22 protein-coding genes are annotated in these 21,354 nt (G+C 33.2%); 16 read left to right on the top strand and 6 right to left on the bottom strand.

The features are described from left to right. The first annotated feature begins 156 nt into the window (after positions 1-156). The 4 genes from spxA (at position 157) to pepF (ending at position 4,567) form a co-directional block, all read left to right on the top strand. A complete protein-coding gene (gene spxA, locus BR52_RS06170; RefSeq protein ID WP_034570394.1) occupies positions 157-555 on the top strand; it encodes a transcriptional regulator SpxA in 399 nt (132 codons plus the stop codon). Positions 556-744: 189 nt separating this feature from the next. Next, a complete protein-coding gene (locus tag BR52_RS06165; protein ID WP_034570390.1) occupies positions 745-1,413 on the top strand; it encodes an adaptor protein MecA in 669 nt (222 codons plus the stop codon). 99 nt (positions 1,414-1,512) lie between these two features. Next, on the top strand, positions 1,513-2,667 hold the full coding sequence (locus BR52_RS12540) for a competence protein CoiA (protein ID WP_051915648.1): 1,155 nt from the start codon (positions 1,513-1,515) through the stop codon (positions 2,665-2,667). Between the two features lie 85 nt (positions 2,668-2,752). Next, a complete protein-coding gene (gene pepF, locus BR52_RS06155; RefSeq protein ID WP_034570388.1) occupies positions 2,753-4,567 on the top strand; it encodes an oligoendopeptidase F in 1,815 nt (604 codons plus the stop codon). Between the two features lie 38 nt (positions 4,568-4,605). Here pepF and BR52_RS06150 read toward each other — a convergent pair whose 3' ends face one another. After that, on the bottom strand, positions 4,606-5,313 hold the full coding sequence (locus tag BR52_RS06150) for a DsbA family protein (protein ID WP_034570385.1): 708 nt from the start codon (positions 5,311-5,313) through the stop codon (positions 4,606-4,608). Positions 5,314-5,496: 183 nt separating this feature from the next. Continuing rightward, positions 5,497-6,078 (bottom strand): CYTH domain-containing protein, encoded by a 582-nt coding sequence (locus BR52_RS06145; RefSeq protein WP_034570383.1) that lies wholly within the window; start codon positions 6,076-6,078, stop codon positions 5,497-5,499. A 167-nt stretch (positions 6,079-6,245) separates the two neighbouring features. Here BR52_RS06145 and yjbM point away from each other — a divergent pair, with 167 nt between their 5' ends. The 6 genes from yjbM to BR52_RS06115 all read left to right on the top strand — a co-directional run bounded on the left by yjbM (position 6,246) and on the right by BR52_RS06115 (position 11,377). Further along, complete coding sequence (yjbM, locus tag BR52_RS06140) at positions 6,246-6,890, top strand: GTP diphosphokinase (protein ID WP_034570380.1); 645 nt, start codon at positions 6,246-6,248, stop codon at positions 6,888-6,890. Between the two features lie 18 nt (positions 6,891-6,908). Further along, positions 6,909-7,721, top strand: a complete 813-nt coding sequence (locus BR52_RS06135) for an NAD kinase (RefSeq protein ID WP_034570378.1) — start codon at positions 6,909-6,911, stop codon at positions 7,719-7,721. Then, the gene (locus BR52_RS06130) at positions 7,711-8,619 is read left to right on the top strand and encodes an RluA family pseudouridine synthase (protein WP_034570376.1); all 909 of its coding nucleotides are present in this window, start codon (positions 7,711-7,713) and stop codon (positions 8,617-8,619) included. Before BR52_RS06135 ends, BR52_RS06130 begins: the two co-directional genes overlap by 11 nt. 15 nt (positions 8,620-8,634) lie before the next feature. After that, complete coding sequence (gene mgtE / locus BR52_RS06125; RefSeq protein WP_034570375.1) at positions 8,635-10,005, top strand: magnesium transporter; 1,371 nt, start codon at positions 8,635-8,637, stop codon at positions 10,003-10,005. 73 nt (positions 10,006-10,078) lie between these two features. Next, positions 10,079-11,101: a ComEC/Rec2 family competence protein gene (locus BR52_RS06120; RefSeq protein WP_034570373.1), complete on the top strand. Its 1,023-nt coding sequence runs from the start codon at positions 10,079-10,081 to the stop codon at positions 11,099-11,101. Positions 11,102-11,125: 24 nt separating this feature from the next. Further along, a complete protein-coding gene (locus BR52_RS06115) occupies positions 11,126-11,377 on the top strand; it encodes a DUF3006 family protein (RefSeq protein WP_034570372.1) in 252 nt (83 codons plus the stop codon). A 36-nt stretch (positions 11,378-11,413) separates the two neighbouring features. Here the strand turns inward: BR52_RS06115 and BR52_RS06110 are convergent, their stop codons facing one another. Beyond that, positions 11,414-11,848, bottom strand: coding sequence for a GNAT family N-acetyltransferase (locus BR52_RS06110; protein WP_034570371.1), 435 nt, complete (start codon positions 11,846-11,848; stop codon positions 11,414-11,416). A 199-nt stretch (positions 11,849-12,047) separates the two neighbouring features. On the opposite strand from BR52_RS06110, the gene BR52_RS06105 reads away from it, so the two are divergent. The 5 genes from BR52_RS06105 to BR52_RS06085 all read left to right on the top strand — a co-directional run bounded on the left by BR52_RS06105 (position 12,048) and on the right by BR52_RS06085 (position 17,929). Next, positions 12,048-13,082: a M42 family metallopeptidase gene (locus BR52_RS06105; protein ID WP_034570368.1), complete on the top strand. Its 1,035-nt coding sequence runs from the start codon at positions 12,048-12,050 to the stop codon at positions 13,080-13,082. A 19-nt stretch (positions 13,083-13,101) separates the two neighbouring features. Next, positions 13,102-14,211 carry an AI-2E family transporter gene (locus tag BR52_RS06100; RefSeq protein ID WP_034570365.1) on the top strand — a complete coding sequence of 370 codons (1,110 nt, stop codon included), beginning with the start codon at positions 13,102-13,104 and terminating at the stop codon, positions 14,209-14,211. Between the two features lie 256 nt (positions 14,212-14,467). Then, on the top strand, positions 14,468-15,823 hold the full coding sequence (locus tag BR52_RS06095) for an FAD-dependent oxidoreductase (RefSeq protein ID WP_034570362.1): 1,356 nt from the start codon (positions 14,468-14,470) through the stop codon (positions 15,821-15,823). 129 nt (positions 15,824-15,952) lie between these two features. After that, complete coding sequence (locus BR52_RS06090) at positions 15,953-16,528, top strand: thermonuclease family protein (RefSeq protein WP_034570359.1); 576 nt, start codon at positions 15,953-15,955, stop codon at positions 16,526-16,528. A gap of 90 nt (positions 16,529-16,618) precedes the next feature. Further along, positions 16,619-17,929 carry a hemolysin family protein gene (locus BR52_RS06085; RefSeq protein WP_034570356.1) on the top strand — a complete coding sequence of 437 codons (1,311 nt, stop codon included), beginning with the start codon at positions 16,619-16,621 and terminating at the stop codon, positions 17,927-17,929. Between the two features lie 50 nt (positions 17,930-17,979). Here BR52_RS06085 and BR52_RS06080 read toward each other — a convergent pair whose 3' ends face one another. Further along, entirely contained in the window at positions 17,980-18,450 is a 471-nt protein-coding gene (locus tag BR52_RS06080; protein ID WP_034570353.1) for a hypothetical protein, read from the bottom strand. Between the two features lie 339 nt (positions 18,451-18,789). Here BR52_RS06080 and BR52_RS06075 point away from each other — a divergent pair, with 339 nt between their 5' ends. After that, positions 18,790-20,367 carry a peptide chain release factor 3 gene (locus tag BR52_RS06075; protein ID WP_034570351.1) on the top strand — a complete coding sequence of 526 codons (1,578 nt, stop codon included), beginning with the start codon at positions 18,790-18,792 and terminating at the stop codon, positions 20,365-20,367. A gap of 193 nt (positions 20,368-20,560) precedes the next feature. Here BR52_RS06075 and BR52_RS06070 read toward each other — a convergent pair whose 3' ends face one another. Together BR52_RS06070 and BR52_RS06065 are read right to left on the bottom strand one after the other, a co-directional pair. Beyond that, entirely contained in the window at positions 20,561-20,836 is a 276-nt protein-coding gene (locus BR52_RS06070; protein WP_034570349.1) for a hypothetical protein, read from the bottom strand. 157 nt (positions 20,837-20,993) lie between these two features. Next, complete coding sequence (locus BR52_RS06065) at positions 20,994-21,272, bottom strand: DUF1827 family protein (RefSeq protein WP_034570346.1); 279 nt, start codon at positions 21,270-21,272, stop codon at positions 20,994-20,996. Positions 21,273-21,354 lie beyond the last annotated feature (82 nt).

Genomic DNA, 21,354 nt, shown 5'->3' with positions numbered 1-21,354 from the left:
AGAAAATTAACAAAAAATGTCAAAAAAGTGACGAAAATATGTCGAAAAAGGTAGATATTTAAAATTAAATGATTTATAATAGTTCTTGTAGACAGTTACTTAATCAATAGAAAATTTCTTCTCGGAAATAACCGAGTGAAAAGGAGAGAATAAATTATGGTCACATTATATACATCACCTAGTTGTACTTCATGTAGAAAAGCGCGTGCTTGGTTAGAGGAACATCACATTGCATATACTGAGAGAAATATATTCTCTGAACCTTTAAACATTCCAGAAATCAAAGCCATTTTAAGAATGACTGAAGATGGAACTGAAGAAATTATTTCAACTCGTTCAAAAGTATTTCAAGAACTTGATGTTGATTTAGATGATATGCCTTTACAACAACTTTTCGATCTTGTACAGAAAAATCCAGGCTTATTACGTCGTCCAATTATGCTAGACGAAAAAAGATTGCAAGTTGGATATAATGAAGATGAAATTCGTCGTTTCTTGCCTAGAGAAGTTCGTGCTTTGGAATTACAACAAGCACAATTATTGGTTAGTTACTAAACTTAAAATTTTTAAACCTATGGCCTAGTTGGCGATAGGTTTTTTACTTGTTAAAATAAAAATGACAAAAAAATGCTAAACTTTTTATTTAATTGTTGCATTTAGCTTTACATTTATTGTATTTGCTTTAAAATGGTTGTTATAGAAGATTCTAGGATTACTAGAATTATTGAAATGAGGTGTAAGATCATGGAAATGGAGCATATTAATGAAAACACGATTCGTGTCTTAATTGAAAATGCTGATTTGGAAGAAAGAGGAATTACTTTTCTGGATTTATTGGGCAACCATAAGCAAATTGAAAATTTCTTTTACAGCATTTTAGAAGAAGTTGATGTGGATGAACAATTCCATGAATCTGATGCAATTACGTTTCAGGTTTTACCAAATGGAAATGGGTTAGAATTATTTATTAGTAAAGGTGGCGCTTTAAGTGATCAACTAGATCTTTCAGCCTTACCTGAAAATTCAACTCCAGAAGATTTTACTGAATTTGTCAGAAAACAAGTTTTAACTGAAGAAGCGGAAGCGGATGAAATAGAAGCTTATTTAAGAAATCCAGATGCTTTAACAACCGAAATTGTTCTAAGAATGAATGAATTTGAAGATATGATTGCCTTATCAAAAATGATGTATTTAGATAACGCAGTTTCTAATTTATATTTTTATAACGGTAGCTACTTCCTACATTTGCTATTCTTTGTGGAAGAGATGACAGAAACGAGCGTCGATGATGAAATTGCAGTTGCACTTGAATTTTCAGAAGAAACATCAGTCACGGTGGATGTTTTAGGCGAATATGGAAAATTGATTATGGAACAAACAGCATTAGAATTAACGAGATACTATTTTAAATAGTAAAAAACCTTAAGCGTAATAGCTTGAGGTTTTTTTTTTCGCGTATTTATCTGATTTTTACGAATAGTATATTAAAAGATAAAAAAGTGAGGGATAACGATGTTAATTGCTTTAGATAGTCAAAATCATTATGTACAAGCTGATTTAATCAAAGAAAAAAATATAAAAGGTTCTTTGTTCTGTCCAGGATGTCGACAACCAGTTTATTTAAAAAGAGGTAAAATTAAGATTCCACATTTTTCACATTATCAGGCATCTGATTGTTTTCTATTTTCAGAAGGAGAAACCTTAGAGCATTTGGCTGGAAAGCAAATGTTATCTCAATGGTTTACTCAGCAAGAAATTCCATGCATGTTGGAAGCATATTTGCCAAAATTAAAACAAAGACCCGATTTACTAATTTGGTTGGATCAAAAAATACCAGTGGCGATTGAATTTCAATGCAGCTTCATTAGTGAAGCAAACATGATCAAGCGCACTCAAAGTTATCAAAAAGCAGGTTATAAGGTTATTTGGATTTTAGGGAAACGTTTCAAATTAAAACGGAAATTAACGGCTCAACAACGGTTATTTTTATATTATCATAAGAATCTTAACTATCATATTTTCTTCTTAGATACCAATCATCAAAAGCTACACATTTTTTACCATTTAATTCAATTTGAAAGGAATGAGCTATTAAAAAGTCGTAACTATCAAGTATCGTTAACGAATAAAAAAATAACGTTAAAAACAATAATCAATCATTTTGAAACACTAACCTATCAACCATACGTTGAATCGGAGATAGCGCAAACTAAAGAATTACTCAAAAATCACCAATTTTTAATGAGAGCTCTACGCAATTCTCAATCTAAATTAATAGATTTTCAACGTGTTTTATATCAAGCGCACCATCACTTGTTGTTTCTTCCAATTGAGTTACACTTGCCTATCGAGCAATCAGTCATTATTCAAATGCAAAATTGTCAATGGAAGTATCAAGTGGTGAGATGGCTAAGTAAAAAAGGAGAGAACCAGGTGTTTACAAGTAGAGAGTATGTGCAAAATATGATGACTCAGCTATTATTTTATCCTACGCCCTTAATAACAAAAAAAATTCAACAAAAGGAATTGATTCGTTATCTTTATTTTTTAGAAACACAACAAATTATTCATCAAATAGCACATCATCAATGGGTAGTTTTAAAGAAGCTTGTATTTTTTAATTCTGAAGAAGAAAAATTAATGGAATTAACTAAAAATACTGATTAAAGTTAAAAATAGGTCAAGAATCCAGCAAATTGTCTTTAAGTTATGGTAAAATTACAGTTAGATAAATTCTTGAGGAGGACACATCATGACAGAGACAAAAAAACTACCACTTCGCAATGAAGTTCCTGAAAATTTAACGTGGGATTTAGACGTTATCTTTAAATCAGATGAAGAGTTCAATCAAAATTATTTACTTTTGGAAGAAAAGTTAAAAAAAGTTGATCAAGTAAAAGGTAAAATTGGAATGAATTCTGATTTGTTTTTACAAGGAATTAACTTTTTGCTAGATGTATCTAATGATTTAGAGACGTTATATGTTTATGCGCATTTAAAAAATGATCAAGATACAAATAATGATACGTATCAAGGGATTTATGAACGTGCATCAGCACTTGCAACGAAAGTTAGCGAAAGTTTATCTTGGTTTGAGCCTGAAGTATTGGAAATTCCTCCTGAAAAATTAGAAAGCTTTTTTAAAGAAAATACAGAATTAAAACCGTACCAACATTTTATCAATCAGATGACTAGCGCTAGATCCCATGTCTTATCTTCAAATGAAGAGGCTTTACTGGCAGGAGCAGGGGAAATTTTTACGGCATCTAGTCGGACGTTTAATGTATTGAATAATGCAGATATCAAGTTTCCAATTATAAAAGATGAGAACGGAGAAAATGTTCAACTATCTCATGGCGTCTATGGTCAATTAATGGAAAGTACAAATCGTGAAGTTCGTCAGTCTGCTTTTCAAAATTTGTCTAAAACCTATGCAGGCTTGAAAAATACATTTGCAAGTACGTTATCTTCTCATGTGAAATACCACAATTACAATGCTAAGGTGCATCATTATGATTCAGCAAGAGCTAAAGCATTAGCTGCAAACGACATCCCAGAAGCTGTTTACGATACTTTATTAGCAGTGGTTGATGAAAATTTACCTTTGCTGCACCGTTATGTAGCATTGCGTAAAGATGTATTAGATGTTGATACTCTGCATATGTATGATATGTACACACCTATCACAGGTGAAGCAACAATTAAATTTTCATATGATGAAGCTAAAAAGATGACCTTGGAAGCTTTAGCTCCTTTAGGAGAGGACTATTTGAAAATTGTCGAAGAAGCCTTCACTAACCGCTGGATTGATGTTGTTGAGAATGAAGGGAAACGTAGTGGTGCCTATTCATCAGGAGCCTATGAAACAAACCCTTATATTTTAATGAATTGGCACGACACATTAGATCAATTATTTACATTAGTTCATGAAATGGGGCATAGTGTTCATAGCTATTATACAAGGAAGAATCAACCTTATGTTTATGGAGATTATTCTATTTTCTTAGCAGAAATTGCGTCCACAACAAACGAAAATATTTTAACTGAGTATTTATTGGAAACTCAGACTGATCCCAAAATTCGTGCTTATGTATTAAATCATTATCTAGATGGATTCAAAGGAACTATTTTCCGTCAGACACAATTTGCTGAATTTGAACATTTTATTCACGAACAAGCAGCTAAGGGGATTCCATTGACAAGTGAATTTATGTCAGATTATTATGCCAAATTGAATGCACGTTATTACGGAGAAGCAGTTGAAAAAGATCCAGAGATTGCAGTAGAATGGGCGAGAATTCCACATTTTTATTACAATTATTATGTCTATCAATATGCAACCGGATTTTCAGCAGCCTCTGCTTTATCAGCGAAAATTTTAAATAAAGAAGAACATGCTCTTGAAAAATATCTTAATTATTTAAAATCAGGAAGTAGTGATTTCCCAATCGAAGTGATGAAAAAAGCGGGTGTGGACATGACGAATAAAACATATATTGAAGAAGCAATGGCTGTGTTTGAAAGTCGATTGAATGAATTTGAATCTTTAATAAAAAATAAAAAATAAAAAAAGACGATTATCAAGTAACCTTGATAATCGTCTTTTTAAGAACCTAATACACGTAAATGATTTTCTGTAATCGTAGTAACCAAAGTATCTTGAGACATTATTTTTTTATGATTGTCGCGAATTGAGCTGGATGAATCACACAGTTTGTTTACTAAATCTAACGAAATACATTCATTATCAAGAAGTAATCCGTAATCATCTGTTTGATTATCAAATAGAACTAAAGATGGTGTACATTGAATAGTCATCTCTCTTGCGATTTGTTGGTCTTTTTCATAGTCTCGTTTAGCGAAGTCTGATTGCTTGTCCTCTAAAAACATTTCAACATCTAATTGACTTTGTTGTGCAATTGTTTTTAGTAAGGTTTCGTTAAACACGCATTTATCTTCAACAATCGCTTTTTGCAAATTCATTAAAAAAGTGCGTCCTTTTTTCTTCCCTTGCATCAAAGCAGCTTTGTATGCTAGACACGCACCATACGTATTATTACAAATTTCATTTCTCAAGTCTAAGTTTTTTTCAGGTAGCTGATGAAATCTCATGTAATTCGAAACTGTTTGAAGATTGTGAAACGGAATAAACCTAAAATGGACCTTTTTATCAGTTTTTGATTCTATAAAAGTTAATAACTCTTTTTCGGCTTGATAACATTTAGAACCTAACGGATTAATAAATAAATAGATTTCAATTATTTGTTTGAAGTCAGGAGTATTTGCTTTTGAGTTTTGGGGTTGTGTTCGCATAATTTTTCACCTTACCATTTTTATATTTTTGTATGGGTCACTTACGGGACGGTTTCTTTCAACAAGTATACTTTACCAAAAAAAAATAAAAAAAAGTAATAAAAAACCTTGACTTTTGAATTGGAAAGAGTTTAGTTGTAACAAAATCGCCACAATTCAAATTTTATTGCGAAATATCAGGCATTATAGTTGGTGATTGGCTTCAATCATCCGAGCAATTTTATGTTTTGACGGACGAGTAGGAATAGCTTGATCGATTAAAAATTGTTGGAAGATTTTTTTTCCTTCTTCATGATGAGCAGTTTCAAATTCTAATTCGTAATCTTCTTGATTGCAATAAACACTGTGATCTAAAACAAACAAGCCTTCTTTTGTTTTATGTTCGTAACGAGTAGTTGCTAAATTTCCTAGCAAGCGTAATTCATCCGGATTAATTCCTAGAGAAATTAATTTAGTATAAACAAAGCCAGAAGATTTAATCTTACCTTGTTGAATCATTTTTTTTCCTTCTTCTAATGTAAACGAATCTGTTGTTTCTAGTAGATCGTTTTCAAAGGGGGTTTTTAAGGTTAGTTCAGCATACTCAGGTAATAATCTAATTCTTAACCCAGCATGTTTCAATTTTAATTGCCAATCTGGAGTATCAAAGTAGCTATTAGATTGATAAAAAAAATCCTCCTCTTTTGCATGAAATAATTGAAGTAATTTTTTGTATTCGGACAATGTGATCATATTTTTAAATTCAATTTCGACTTGTTCACTCATTTAATCGACCTCCTAAAAGTTTGTTCATCCTATTTTATCATATTTTTTGAATGAGATTGTGCTTTCAATACCCAAATTCTATCTTACATATGTTAAAATGGGTTGTATGCTTAAATTAAGTTAGAATGCTGAAGAATTTTAATTGAAAGATAAAGAAGGTATGATTTATGATAGAAAATTGGGATGAGTTTTTTGCGCCATATCAACAAGCTGTTGACGAATTAAAAGTAAAATTAAAAGGAATTCGAAAACAATTCAGGCAGGAAAGTTTACACACACCAATCGAATTTGTAACGGGTCGAGTGAAACCTAAAGATAGCATTTTAGCAAAAGCGAGATTACGAAACATTTCAATCGATCGTTTAGAAACGGATATGCAAGACATCGCTGGGCTAAGAATTATGTGCCAGTTTGTGGATGATATTCATGAAGTTGTGCGCTTGCTTCGCAATCGCCATGATATTCATATTATTGAAGAACGAGATTATATTACGAATAATAAGGAAAGTGGATATCGATCTTATCATGTTGTGTTAGAGTATCCCGTACAATTGATTGCTGGTGAAAAGAAAATTTTAGTTGAAATTCAAATTAGAACTTTATCAATGAATTTCTGGGCAACAATTGAACATTCCTTAAACTATAAATATCAAGGCGAATTTCCAGAAGACATCAATGTACGATTACAAAGAGCCGCAGAAGCTGCTTTTCAATTAGATGAAGAAATGTCCCAAATACGAGTAGAAATTCAAGAAGCACAGCGTTTATTCTCACACAATAAAGGGTATCAAGAAGAAAATGGCAAAAAATAAACGACGGAGGTGGCAACTGTGCGAATTGCAATTATTCACAATCATAATAAAAAATCAGTTGCTGTTGCTCAGGAATTAAGGGCGCTCTGTTTGAAGAATCGTTTAACATTAGAAGAAAAAAATCCTGATTTAGTCATTACGGTTGGTGGAGATGGCACATTGTTGTCAGCTTTTCATCGCTATGCTCACTTATTAGATCAAGTTCGATTTGTTGGAGTTCACACAGGACACTTAGGTTTTTATACGGACTGGCGAGATTTTGAATTAGAAGAGCTTGTTGAAAGTTTAGTGAAAGATCAAGGAGAAAGCGTAAGTTATCCGTTATTAGACGTTAAAGTTTCTTATCAAGATCAGGTGGAAGAGGCGCATTTTTTTGCTTTAAATGAATCAACTTTGAAACGTATCGATGGTACAATGGTGTGCGATGTTTATATTAAAGATGAGTGGTTTGAGCGTTTTAGAGGAGACGGAATGTGTGTTTCAACGCCAACAGGATCAACGGCCTATAATAAATCTGTTGGTGGAGCAGTTATTCATCCCCGCTTAGAAGCTATTCAATTAACGGAAATTGCTTCAATTAACAACCGAGTTTTCCGTACACTCAGTTCACCGATGATTGTCGCACCAAATGAATGGATTCAATTAAGACCTGCTTCAGAAGATGGTTTTATTTTAACCATTGATCAATTAACCTCATCAGAAAAAAATATTATTGCTATTAACTACCGAATTGCGAAAGAACGAATTCATTTTGCTCGTTATCGTCATACTCATTTCTGGAGTAGAGTAGAAGATGCATTTATTGGAGCGAAACATAGTCATGAAATTTAGTTGGATTTACCCGTTAAAAGAGTCTTATCAAGTGAAAACATTTTTACGTACGAAAGGTGTTTCAAGAGGTTTATTAGCCAAAGTGAAATTTCAAGGTGGAAAAATTACTGTCAATCACCAAGAAGTAAATGCTATTTTTTATTTAAAAGAAAATGATTTAGTAGAAATGACAGTGCCAGACGAAGAGGGCTACGAAACGACCTTTCCAGCAGAGCATCCTATTGATATTGTTTATGAAGATGAACACTATTTGATTGTTAATAAACCATACGGCGTCGTATCGATTCCTTCTCAAGTTCATCCTGAAGGAAGTATGGCAAATCGCGTTAAAGGGTATTATTGCCGACAAAATTATAAAGACCAAGTGGTTCATATTGTCACGCGTTTAGATCGTGATACGACGGGGTTGATGTTATTTGCAAAACATGGTTATGCCCACGCATTAATGGATAATGCTTTAAGAGAGCGAACGCTTTTAAAACACTATTCAGCTTTAGTAACAGGAAATGTAGCAAACGATCATGGGAAGATAGAGGCTCCTATTGGAAGACCTACAGATTCTATTATCAAAAGAATAGTGACACCGAATGGAAGAACGGCTTTAACAGAATATTGGGTAAAGGAGCGTTATCAAGAAGCAACTTTGGTAGATATTCAATTGCATACTGGCAGAACTCATCAAATTAGGGTTCATTTTGCCCATATAGGTCATCCTTTAGTAGGCGATGATCTATATGGTGGTGTCCATGATCAATGGCTAAGCCGTCAAGCACTCCATTGCCATGAGTTGCAATTTATTCATCCCTTTACAATGGAAAAAACGCTTGTAACAGCTCCTTATCCAATAGATATGCAGCAATGGACAGAAAATATGTCTATTACCAAAATGAATCATTAGAGAGGAGAAGTTTTTTTGAATGAAGCTCAGTTAGAAATAGAAGAACGTTTGGAAAGAATGAAAGAGTTATTAAATGCTGAAAATATGCCCGATTTCAGAGATGAGTTTTTAGCACTTCATTCCTATGAACAGGGTCAGGTCTATCTAGGTTTAACAAAAGAAGAACGTCAAAAAACGTATCACTATCTATCTCCTAATGAGTTAGGTGATATGTTTGAAGTAATTGAAGAAGATGAGGAATCAGTTGAAGAATATCTAAGAGAAATGAATCCTAATTATGCTGCGGATATGCTAGGCGCAATGTATGCTGATAATGCTGTTGATATTTTAAAACAATTAAATAAACATCAAGTTAAAGTCTATTTAGATTTAATGCCGGAAGAAAATGCGAGTGAAATTAAAGAATTGCTTCACTACGAAGATGAGACGGCTGGCTCTATTATGACGACGGAATTTGTTTCAATCGTTGCGAATCAAACGGTTCGTTCAGCAATGGCCATTTTAAAAAGTAAAGCACCAGAAGCAGAGACAATTTACTATATTTATGTCGTTGACAGTGAAGAGGTTTTAGTTGGGGTTATTTCATTAAGAGATTTAATTATTAATGAAGACGATCAATTGATTGCTGACTTAATGAGTGAACATCCAGTGGCAGTTAAAGTAACGGATGATCAAAATGATGTTGCAAAAACGATTCGAGATTATGATTTCTTAGCAGTACCCGTTGTTGACGAAGTTGATCACCTGTTAGGGATTATTACCGTTGATGATATTATCGATGTTATTGATGACGAAGCGACCAGTGATTATTCTGGTTTGGCTGGGGTCGATGTTGAGGAGACAACTGAAAATCCATTTATTGCGGCATCTAAACGATTGCCATGGTTAATTACGCTATTATTTTTAGGAATGAGCACAGCGTCACTCATTAGTCGCTATGAAGTGATGGTAAGTGATGCAAGCATTTTAGCAGTATTTATTTCGTTGATTACTGGGACAGCTGGAAATGCAGGGACGCAATCCTTAGCCGTTGCAGTTCGTAAGCTAGCAACACAAGATGACAGCAATACAAATTTTGGGAAAATGATTTTCAGTGAGATTATGACAGGACTCGTAACTGGACTCGTAACTGGAATCACAATCTTTGTGGTTGTTGGGATTTGGAAGCACAACTTTATTTTAGGTTTTGTCATCGGTATGGCGATGCTTTGTGCAATCACAGTGGCGAATTTAGCAGGAAGCTTGATTCCAATTTTAATGGATCGATTAGGTTTTGATCCTGCAGTAGCTAGCGGCCCCTTTATAACAACATTAAGTGATCTAACAAGTGTGTTGATTTATTTTAATATTGCGGCATTATTTATGTCTTATTTTGTAGGTCAATAATCAAAAGCAAAACAACTTTCTTCTAGGTGAAGTGAGTTGTTTTTTATAGAATTTAGTTGAATGAGGGATAAATGTGGCAACCAAACGAAAAAAAAATAAAAAATTAACAAAAAAACAACGATTTCAGTTAAAAGCATCTTTTGTTTTATTAGCAATGATTCTTTGTATCATGATTGGAGTTGTTATTGGACGAAATACAGATCCTAATGCGTCCTTAGTCGATAAAGTTGTTCAGTTACCTAATGAGCTAAAAGAAATGATTCTAAAAGAAACTGAGTATCAGCCAGTAGAAGTTCCTAAAAAAGAATCTACAAGCAGTAATGAAAATGCTATTTTTAGGTTTTTAGATATTGGACAAGGAGATGCTACGTTAATTCAAGCTTCAGATGGTACGACAATCTTAATTGATACAGGGCGTTACGACGATAAAGAAAAACGAATCATAGATTATTTAAATCAATATGTTGGAACAGGTGGTAAAATTGATTTATTGATTTTTACTCATAATGATTCAGATCATATCGGAAATGGCGATTTGGTATTGAAATATTTTGATGTGAAAGAAGTTTGGATGAATGGCCACGACGCAACGACAAAGGTATACGAAAAATTACTGGATGCAATCGCTGAAAAGGATACGGCTTATTTTGAACCAAAAGCAGGATTAACAAAAGCTATCGGACCATTTGAATTAGAAGTGTTTAATCCAACAGATGAAGCTAAAAGCAATCAAAATGATGATTCAATCATCACTAGAGTAACGATAGGAGAATTTAGTGGAATGTTTCCAGGAGATGCTGCTAAGCGCGTTGAAAAGCAATTGTTGGCGAATGGGAAATCACTAAGTTCAACCCTGCTTCATATTGGCCATCATGGGTCAAAAGAAAGCAGTAGTACCGATTGGTTAGCTGCTGTTAATCCAAAAGTTGCAATCTACTCAGCGGGACTTAACAATACCTATCATCATCCTAATATAGAAGCAATGGAGCGAATCAATGCATTAGGTATTCCGGTATACGGAACGGATATCAATGGAACGATTACGGTTTCAGTTGCCAAAGATGGAAGTTATACAGTAGAGCCAACAAAAAAATAAGGCAATGACTTGGAGGTTAATGAAATGAAAGTAGTCCTAGAAGAAATTGAAAACTCAATTGCTCGCTTAATTCCAGACGATGGACAAAGTCCAATGTATGTATTGGAAAATGAACTTCCTAAAGAATTGCAAGTAGGGGACGTTTTAGAGTTAACCTACCAGCGAATTGATGGGAAACTTATTAAAAGTATTCAACGTTTAGAGAATGAAAAAGAAGGACGTTTAAAGAAAATGAAAGAAAAAAGAAAAGCTTTATTAAATCGAACAAAAAAATAAAAAAAAGATTTCAGCAATATTGCTGAAATCTTTTTTTTATATAAGTTCTTTTTTCATCATATGATGAGGAATTCCAGCGTCTAAAAAACCTTCTCCGTATGTGTGATAGCCTAATTTTTCATAAAAACCAATAGCTTGATCTTGCGCGCCTAAAATTAAAGTGTCCTTTTGATTTTCTTTGGCAAAACGTTCAATTTCTTTCATTAATTGTTGTCCTAATTGCTGTCCGCGGTAGGTGTTGGAAACCGCAACTCGCTGAACTTTAAATTCTGTGGCTGTAACAGGGTATAAGCGTGCAGTAGCAACAGCTTTTTCATTGAGGTATCCTGTTACATGAAATGTTTGATCTTCTAAATCATCTATTTCAATTGATAAGTCTACTTGCTGTTCTTCAACAAAAACTTTTTTGCGAATTTTCAAAGCATCTTGATACGTAGTTGATTGTAAATCGGTTGTCCATATAAAGTTCAAAGTTATCACTCCTATGTTATAATATAAAAACGAACACATCAATTTAAAGTTGATGGTTTTCATACTAGAGTAGCATAAAATAAGTGCTCTGCCAATTATTTTATAAATAGATGATTTATCAGACTTTAGGCGGTTTATTTATGAATAAATTAATGTATACTGTAATAAGTGTATGAAATTTTAGATAGGGGTTTGGAAAATGGAAAAAACAACAATTAAATGGGTGGAAACGTTAACAACTATCCCTTCACCTACTGGAAATACTTATGAAATTATCAACTATATTAAGAAGTATCTTGAAACACTTGGATATGAAACAAAAGTCAATCATAAAGGGAGTTTAATTGTCACTGTTAAGGGCACTAATCATGAACAACACCGTTTTGTGACGGCTCACGTTGACACGCTAGGTGCAATGGTAAGAGGGATTAAGCCTGACGGTCGCTTAAAACTAGATTTAGTTGGTGGGTTTAAATACAATGCAATCGAAGGGGAATACTGCCAAATTCAAACAACGCATGGAAAAACATATAGTGGAACAATTTTAATGCACCAAACGAGCGTTCATGTGTATAAAGATGCAGGCACTGCGGAACGCAATCAAGAAAATATGGAAGTACGAATAGATGAAAAAGTTCGCTCTAAAGAAGAAACAGAAAAACTAGGGATTCAAGTAGGAGATTTTGTTAGTTTTGATCCACGAACAGAAATTACAAAAGCAGGTTTTATTAAATCACGTCATTTAGACGATAAGGTTAGTGTGGCTATTTTACTTCAATTGTTAACAAAATTAAAAAAAGAACAACTTAGTCTGCCACATACAACCCACTTCTTTATTTCAAATAACGAAGAAATTGGGTATGGTGGAAATTCAAATATTAACGATAAGGTAGTAGAGTATCTAGCTGTTGATATGGGAGCGATGGGAGACGATCAACAAACCGATGAATACTCAGTTTCAATTTGTGTTAAAGATGGTAGCGGACCGTATCATTATGAATTGAGAAAGCAATTAACTGAGTTATGTGAAGCGAATCAAATTCCTTATCAATTGGATATTTATCCTTATTATGGCAGTGATGCATCTGCTGCAATGCGGGCTGGAGCCGATGTGAAACATGCTTTGATTGGTGCAGGCATTGATTCAAGTCATGCTTACGAACGAACACATGAAGAATCAATTGTTGCAACTGAACAGTTAGTTGAAGCGTATTTATTTACTAAAATAATTTAAAAGGGGTAGTAAAAATTATATGGAGTTATTTAAAAAATCAAGTTTAATGTTTTGGAGTATCTGGTTACTTATTATTGCCGTGTTAATTTTTATTTGTACAAAGATTGACTTTCTCTTTGCACCTGTTGGAACATTCATTTCAACATTATTTGCTCCAATCGTGATTGCTGGATTTTTATATTATATGTTGAATCCATTGATCCATTTATTAGAAAAAATGAAAATAAAGCGAGGGTATGGAATTGCCATTATTTTCTTGTTATTAATTGGCGGACTAGTCTTTTTAGCAATGGCAGTAATTCCTAACTTAGTGAGTCAAATCGGACAACTGGTTAACAATGTTCCAAAGTATTTAAAAGATTTAGAATCCAGTTCTAATGATTTAATCAATCAAGGCTGGTTAAAAGATTTAAAACTTGAAGAAAAATTACAAAGTTCTGACTTTTCAATTGAAAAAATTGCAAAAAATGTTTTTAGTGGTGTCACAACTAGCGTAGGCTCTATCGTTGGGGCGGTAACAAACATGACAATTGTCGTATTGACAGTCCCAATTGTATTATTCTATATGTTTAAGGATGGCGATAAATTTGGACCGTCTGTCACAAAATTTGTTCCCTCTGATTATCGAGATAAAGTAAGTGAGTTATTGTCACAAATGAGCAATACAATTGCTTCTTATATTAGTGGACAAGCGCTAGTTTGTTTATTTGTTGGAACCTTTACCTTCATAGGTTATTTGATAATTGATTTACCCTATGGCTTCTTATTAGGCTTTATTGCAGGAATTACGAATATTATTCCCTTTATTGGTCCATATATCGGAATTGCGCCGGCATTAATTATTGGTTTTATTGATTCACCGTTTAAAGCAATTCTAGTATGCGTAGTTGTATTGATTGTCCAACAAATTGATAGCAATCTAATTTCACCTAATGTTATTGGAAAAACATTAGCGATCCATCCTTTAACGATTATTATTATTTTACTAGTTGCTGGAAACATCGCTGGAATTATTGGTATGATTTTAGGAGTACCATTTTATGCAGTAACAAAAACTGTTATTTTATATGTATACGATATATTAAAACTTCGAAAAGAACATCGAGTTACTGAAACTAAAATAGAATAATAAAAAAAAGAGAACTATTTAAACGAATAGTTCTCTTTTTTTTAATTGAATAGATTGTGCATAGAATCACTATTGTAAGCGCTATTGCTAATTATCTAACAAACTGTTATTTTAACTAGAAGTAAAAAATTATCGAAACGATAGGTTAAATAATAGATTTCTGAAACTCTTTGTGATATAGTTACTTTGTAATAATGATTATTATTATCAATTAGATAAAGCTAATTGATATCAAATACAAGGAGGAATTCACCTTATGAAAGTAGTAGTAGTAGGCTGTACACATGCAGGAACAGCGGCAGTTAAGACGATTTTAAATGAACATCCAGATGCATCAGTATCAGTATATGAGCGTAATGACAATGTCTCATTTCTATCTTGTGGGATTGCGTTGTATGTTGGTGGAGTTGTGAAAGATCCTGCAGGTTTGTTTTATTCAAGTCCAGAAGAACTTGCATCAATGGGCGCGAAAATTAACATGGAACACAATGTGAAAAATATAGATAATGAGAATAAGGTCGTAGTAATTGAGAATTTAAAAACAGGCGAAACATTTGAAGAAAGCTATGATAAGTTGGTAATGACAACTGGATCATGGCCAATTATTCCTCCAATTGATGGAATCAATAGTGAAAATATTCTTTTGTGTAAAAACTATAACCAAGCAAATGAAATTATTAAAGAATCAAAAAATGCTAAAAAGATTGTCATTGTTGGTGGTGGCTATATTGGAATTGAATTAGTTGAGGCATTTGCAGAATCTGGCAAGCAAGTGACGCTAGTTGATGGATTAGATCGTATTTTAAACAAATATTTAGATGCTGAATTCACTTCTGTTTTAGAGCATGATTTACAAGAAAGAGGCGTTACGCTAGCTTTAAACCAAACCGTCGAGAAATTTGTTGCCAATGAATCAGGTGCTGTGACAGCTGTGAAAACACCAGTTGGAGAATATGAGGCTGATTTAGTTATTTTATGTGTTGGATTTAAACCAAATACTGATTTGTTGAAGGATAAAGTAGAGATGTTGCCAAATGGTGCCATCGTAGTGGATGAATATATGAGAACAAGCGATGAAGCGATTTTTGCTGCTGGCGATAGTTGCGCGGTTCATTATAATCCAACTGGAGGCTCTGCGTATATTCCGTTAGCTACAAATGCAGTTAGAATGGGAGCTTTAGTTGGGAAAAATATTGTTTCTCCAACAGTTAAATATCGTGGCACGCAAGCAACTTCTGGTTTATATTTATTTGGTTTTAATATAGGTTCAACCGGATTGACTGAAAATAGCGCTCCTCATTTTGGCGTAGAGGTTCGTTCAGTAGTTGTAGAAGATAATTATCGTCCAGAGTTTATGCCGACAACAGAGAAAGTAACGATGAAATTAGTTTATGAAGTAGGAACGAATCGGATTGTTGGAGGTCAAATCATGTCAAAATATGATGTGACACAATCTGCCAATACGTTATCTTTATGTGTTCAAAATAAAATGACGATTGAGGATTTGGCTTATGTAGATTTCTTCTTCCAACCTCACTTTGATCGTCCTTGGAACTATTTAAATATTTTAGCGCAAGCAGCTGTTGAGCAAGAGCGTAAACTAGCAAAATAAAATGGACTATATAGGAAGCTAAAGATTCAGTTCTCTGAATCTTTAGCTTTTTTATGATATTTTTTTAATTTCAATTTTGACACAAATTATGATAAAGTAAAAACAGCTTTTAAAAAAAGGAGTGGAAATATGAAAAGAAGAAATCAAGTTTTTGCTTCTATTATAGCCATTATATTTATTGGAATAGGCACTTTTTTTGTTACTGATGATCAAACAAAAGGTCCAAGTGAAGATACAAAACGAACAGCAGTTGAACTAGAAAGAGTCGTTGACGGAGACACGATTATTATGAGAGAAGAAGGCGAACGTAAACGAATGCGTTTGCTGCTGGTGGATACTCCAGAAAGCAATACTCAAAAAACTGGTAAAGCACAGCCTTTTGGTAAAGAAGCCAAAGAATTTTTAACGGAGTATTTGAAAGGTAAAGAACTATCGATCGTTTATGATCCTAACCATGATGCAGTTGATCAATATAATCGGGTCTTAGCTTATTTGTATGCAGATGATGAATTAGTCGAAGAAGTTCTTGTAAGAGAAGGTTTAGCACGAGTTGGCTATTTTAATGGTAAAGAACTGTATTATGACATTATCAACCAGGCAGAAAAAGAGGCAAAAGCGGATCGAAAGAATATTTGGTCGATTAAAGATTATGTTGGAAAAAAAGGATTCAATGAAATTAAACAAGAAAGTTACACTAGTTATTAATATCAGGTCAAAGATTGTCAAACTTCGTTAGATGTGCTATGATTGAATTCACTAAAAATATCGAAAATAGAAAGAGGAGTGGATGTTTGAATGACCCCTGACCCTGGTAGTCAGTCGATTGTAGGACAGTTGATTTTAATTTTAGCTTTAACGTTTTTAAATGCTTTTTTTGCTTCAGCAGAAATAGCGTTAGTTTCTCTTAATAAGAATAAAATGGAAAACCAAGCAAATGAGGGTGATCGCAAAGCGCAAAAGTTAGTAAAGCTGCTTGAAAACCCAAATAGTTTTTTAGCAACAATCCAAGTAGGAATTACATTGGCAGGATTCTTTTCCAGTGCATCAGCAGCAACGAGTATTGCCACTAGATTGGAACCTGTTTTTAATTACGAACCTTGGGCTAAAGAGGTTTCTATTATTATTGTTACGGTTGTTTTATCTTATGTTACATTGGTTTTTGGAGAATTGTATCCAAAAAGAATTGCGATGCAAAAAGCAGAAGAAGTTTCCAAAATGAGTGTTGGCATTATTTCACTGATTGAAAAACTAATGAAGCCTTTTGTTGCCTTTCTTTCCTTTTCGACAAACATCTTGGTGAAACTGACACCGATGGAAATCGATCTTAACGAAGATAAATTAACAAGAGAAGAAATGCGTTTTATAATTGAAAGCGGTCAAAAAGACGGTGTGTTAGAAGCTTCTGAATTTCATATGTTAAAAGGTGTCTTTTCGTTAGATACTAAAATGGCAAGAGAAATTATGGTTCCAAGAACTGACACATTTATGATTGATATCAATGACAGTGACGATATGAATATTGACTTATTATTAGATTGTAAATATTCAAGAGTTCCTGTTTATGAAGAAGACAAAGATAAGATTATTGGCGTAATTCATTTAAAAAATATCTTGAAAGAAGCTCGAAGAGTTGGATTTGAAAAACTAGTCATTAAAGATACAATTAATGAAGCTTTATTTGTTCCTGAAACGATTTTTACAGATGATTTATTATTTGAATTAAAGAAAACTCAAAATCAAATGGCCATTCTTTTAGATGAATATGGCGGAGTTGTTGGGATTGTAACGCTTGAAGATTTAGTAGAAGAAATCGTTGGTGAAATTGAAGATGAGTATGATGAAATTTCAGATTTATACGCAAAAATCGATGATGGTAGTTATCTTGTACAAGGCCGAATGCCAATCGAGAAATTCAATGATTTGTTTGAAGTTGAAATTGAAGGAAAAGATGTAGATACGATTGCAGGCTATATGCTGACAGAACTGGGGACGATTCCAGAACAAGGTGAACACTTATCGCTAATAGCTGATTCAATTGAGTTGACGACCCAAGAAGTAGAAAATTCACGATTGGTTAGTATTCTTGTCAAACCGTTATCTATTTAACCAAAAACCCCGTAAACATTTTTTGTTTATGGGGTTTTTTATTTAAGTATTTAGCAAAAAGCATCCCTTATATTGCTGATGAAAAAATTCATATAGCCAGATAAAATAGCTTCGAAGCTCAATGTGAAAAAACTATGAATAGCAATCGAAAAATCAAAAAGTTTCTGATAGCTGATCGTTAATAGATTAATTTCTTTAGCCTGTTGTAAATAGCGAAGCAAGTATTCTTCATATGAAAAAATCATTTTCCGCATATCTTCAAGAGAAGTGGACAGGGCAGCGCGATCTTCTCCAAATTGATAGTGTAGTTTTTGTAACGAAGCAGCATTAAAATTAGTTTCAATCGCTTGTTGAAACATATAATGTACTTGATCTTTGATATTTTTTCCAAATTCAGTATATCTTGATCGTAGTTGATATTCTTTTGTCAGAATATACTCTTTCTGATACCAACCTTCAATGATTTCATTTTTATGAGGTTCAATAAAATTTGCAATAACTTGGTATGTTGACTCTATCATCAAATCTCCTCCCACTAAAATAAATAGTTTAACTAAATGATAATCATAAGTCTATTCTTTCTAATGAAAAAGTGAAAAATAGACATAAATGTTGGTTGAAAATAAGAAACTTCAAAAATTGGTATTCAAAAAGGGTGAGAAAATGTTATAATAGTTGAGTTAATGCGATTTTTTTAAATTTTTAAATAAAAATCAACGGAATGAAATATCTGCTTCATAAAATAACTAATAAAATGAGGAACAGTCTAATGTAGCTGATTACTATAAATAAGAACAATAACGAGTTGTAAATTAACAATAAAGAATAGAATAAAAAAACAATTAAATGAGGGATTATCTATGGATCAAAAGTTAAAAGAAGAAGTACAATCACGGAAGACATTTGCGATTATTTCCCATCCAGATGCGGGTAAAACAACTATTACAGAACAATTACTATTGTTTGGTGGTGCGATTCGCCAAGCAGGAACAGTTAAAGGAAAAAAATCAGGTAAGTTTGCAAAATCCGATTGGATGGAGATTGAAAAACAACGTGGAATCTCAGTAACAAGTTCCGTGATGCAATTTGATTACGATGGAAAACGTATCAATATTTTAGACACACCAGGACATGAGGATTTTTCTGAGGATACGTATCGTACGTTAATGGCAGTAGATAGTGCTGTGATGGTTATCGACAGTGCTAAAGGGATTGAACCACAAACAAAAAAACTATTTAAAGTTTGTCGTATGCGTGGGATTCCTATTTTTACTTTTATCAATAAGTTGGATCGTGATGGACAAGAGCCATTGGATTTATTAGCAGAACTTGAAGAAGTATTAGAGATTGATTCATACCCAATGAATTGGCCAATCGGTATGGGAAAAGGTTTACTTGGTTTATATGACAATTACCACAAAAAAATCGAGATTCACCGTCCTGAAGAAAATGGTGGAGAGCGATTTATCGATTTAAATGAAGATGGCGAAATTGAAGGCGATCATCCAATTAAAATGTCTACCTTATACGATCAAGCGTTAGAAGATGTGGCTCTTTTAAATGAAGCTGGCAATAGCTTTTCTGAAGAACGAGTAGCCAACGGTGAGTTAACTCCAGTCTTTTTCGGTTCAGCGTTGACAAACTTTGGTGTCGAAACCTTCTTGAATACCTATTTAGACTTTGCTCCAAGTCCAACTGCTCATCGCGATGAAGATGGCGAGGCGATTAGTCCTTACAGCGATGAATTTTCTGGTTTTATTTTCAAAATTCAAGCGAATATGAATCCAGCTCACCGTGACCGTATTGCCTTTGTTCGAATTTGCTCAGGTGAATTTGATCGTGGCATGGATGTAACGCTAGCGCGGACAAATAAAAAAATTAAATTAGGTAATTCAACTCAGTTTATGGCTGAAAGTCGAGAAACGGTTCAAAAGGCTGTAGCAGGAGATATTATTGGGTTATACGATACAGGTAATTTCCAAATTGGCGATACTTTATATGCTGGGAAAATGAATGTTCAGTATGAAAAATTGCCACAATTTACACCAGAAATGTTTATGAAAGTAAATGCTAAAAATGTGATGAAACAAAAATCATTCCATAAAGGCGTAAATCAATTAGTTCAAGAAGGTGCGATTCAGTTGTACCGTACGTTCCACACGGAAGATTATATTCTTGGAGCGGTTGGTCAGTTGCAATTTGAAGTGTTCCAATATCGTATGTTACATGAGTACAATGCGGAAGTTGTAATGACACCAATGGGTTCAAAAATTGCTCGCTGGATTAAGCCAGAAGATTTGGATGAGAATATGTCATCAAGTCGTAACTTGCTTGTTAAGGATCGTCACGACCAACCATTATTCCTATTTGAAAATCAATTTGCAATGCGTTGGTTTGCGGATAAATATCCAGATATTGAATTAACTTCTTTACTGTAAAATAAACGGTAATAGAAATTATTTTCATTAGAGTTCCATTTTGTCAAACTTTGATAAAATGGGACTCTTTTTGATTAATTTTTCAAAATTAGTCAAAAGTCTATTGGGACATAGCTAACTAAATAAGCTTAAAAAGCCACTCATTTTTATGAATGGCTACAAACTTTTTTTTGAAAGTTGAGAATGATTTAGTTTATTTAGGAACTTTATTATCTTTTTCCCATTCTATTATATAATGAGCTAATGATATGGTAATCACTTTTTTTAGTGAAACATCAACCTTTTCAATGTGGTGTGGAATTGAATTCATAGAGAGCATATCTTCAGAAAGCGGAAGTAGAAGAGTCTGGGTATCACCAAAATTTTTTTCAGAATAAATAATGCCAACTTGGCCAAATTCATTTGTTAGTACTGTAAGAGATTTTGGGGTGTTAAGTGTCCATCCGTACCCTAAGTTAAATGTATTCATCATCACTTCTCCTTTTTAGGTAATTATACTATATAGTGCATGCTATTATCTAATGGATTACTTAAAATAAGGATACTCAATCTGATTATAAAAAAACTTTTTATTCTATGTCCTAAAAAAACGGTTATCTTCTAATTTTATTAGAAGATAACCGTTTTTAAGCTGTTGCAAGTGAAACCTCCACTAAATTAGGAGATTGTAAAATATCAACTTGCTCGGGTGTCGAATTAAGTATTTCTGAAATTGCATAGCTAATTTCATTATTTTTTATTTGGCGTTCTTTATTGGTTAACACAACGTCTTTATGTGTGTCTGCTCCAGAAAAAATAACCGTGGTTGGTCCTAATGAATATACTTTGATAAAAGTTGCATCGGTATTTCCTAATTGTTCAGCTACTAATGAAGAGTGGTTATTTGTCACATCAATTAATTTCATCTCTCGTCACCTCATTTTATAAAATCGCTTACTTTCAATTATTATATAACTTTTTAACAATGATTTCAAAGATAATCGCTTG

Origin of the sequence: Carnobacterium divergens DSM 20623, from assembly GCF_000744255.1 — a bacterium.
GTDB lineage: Bacteria > Bacillota > Bacilli > Lactobacillales > Carnobacteriaceae > Carnobacterium > Carnobacterium divergens.
The sequence above is the reverse complement of the archived record's forward strand: the minus strand, read 5'-3'. Positions and strand labels throughout refer to the sequence as shown.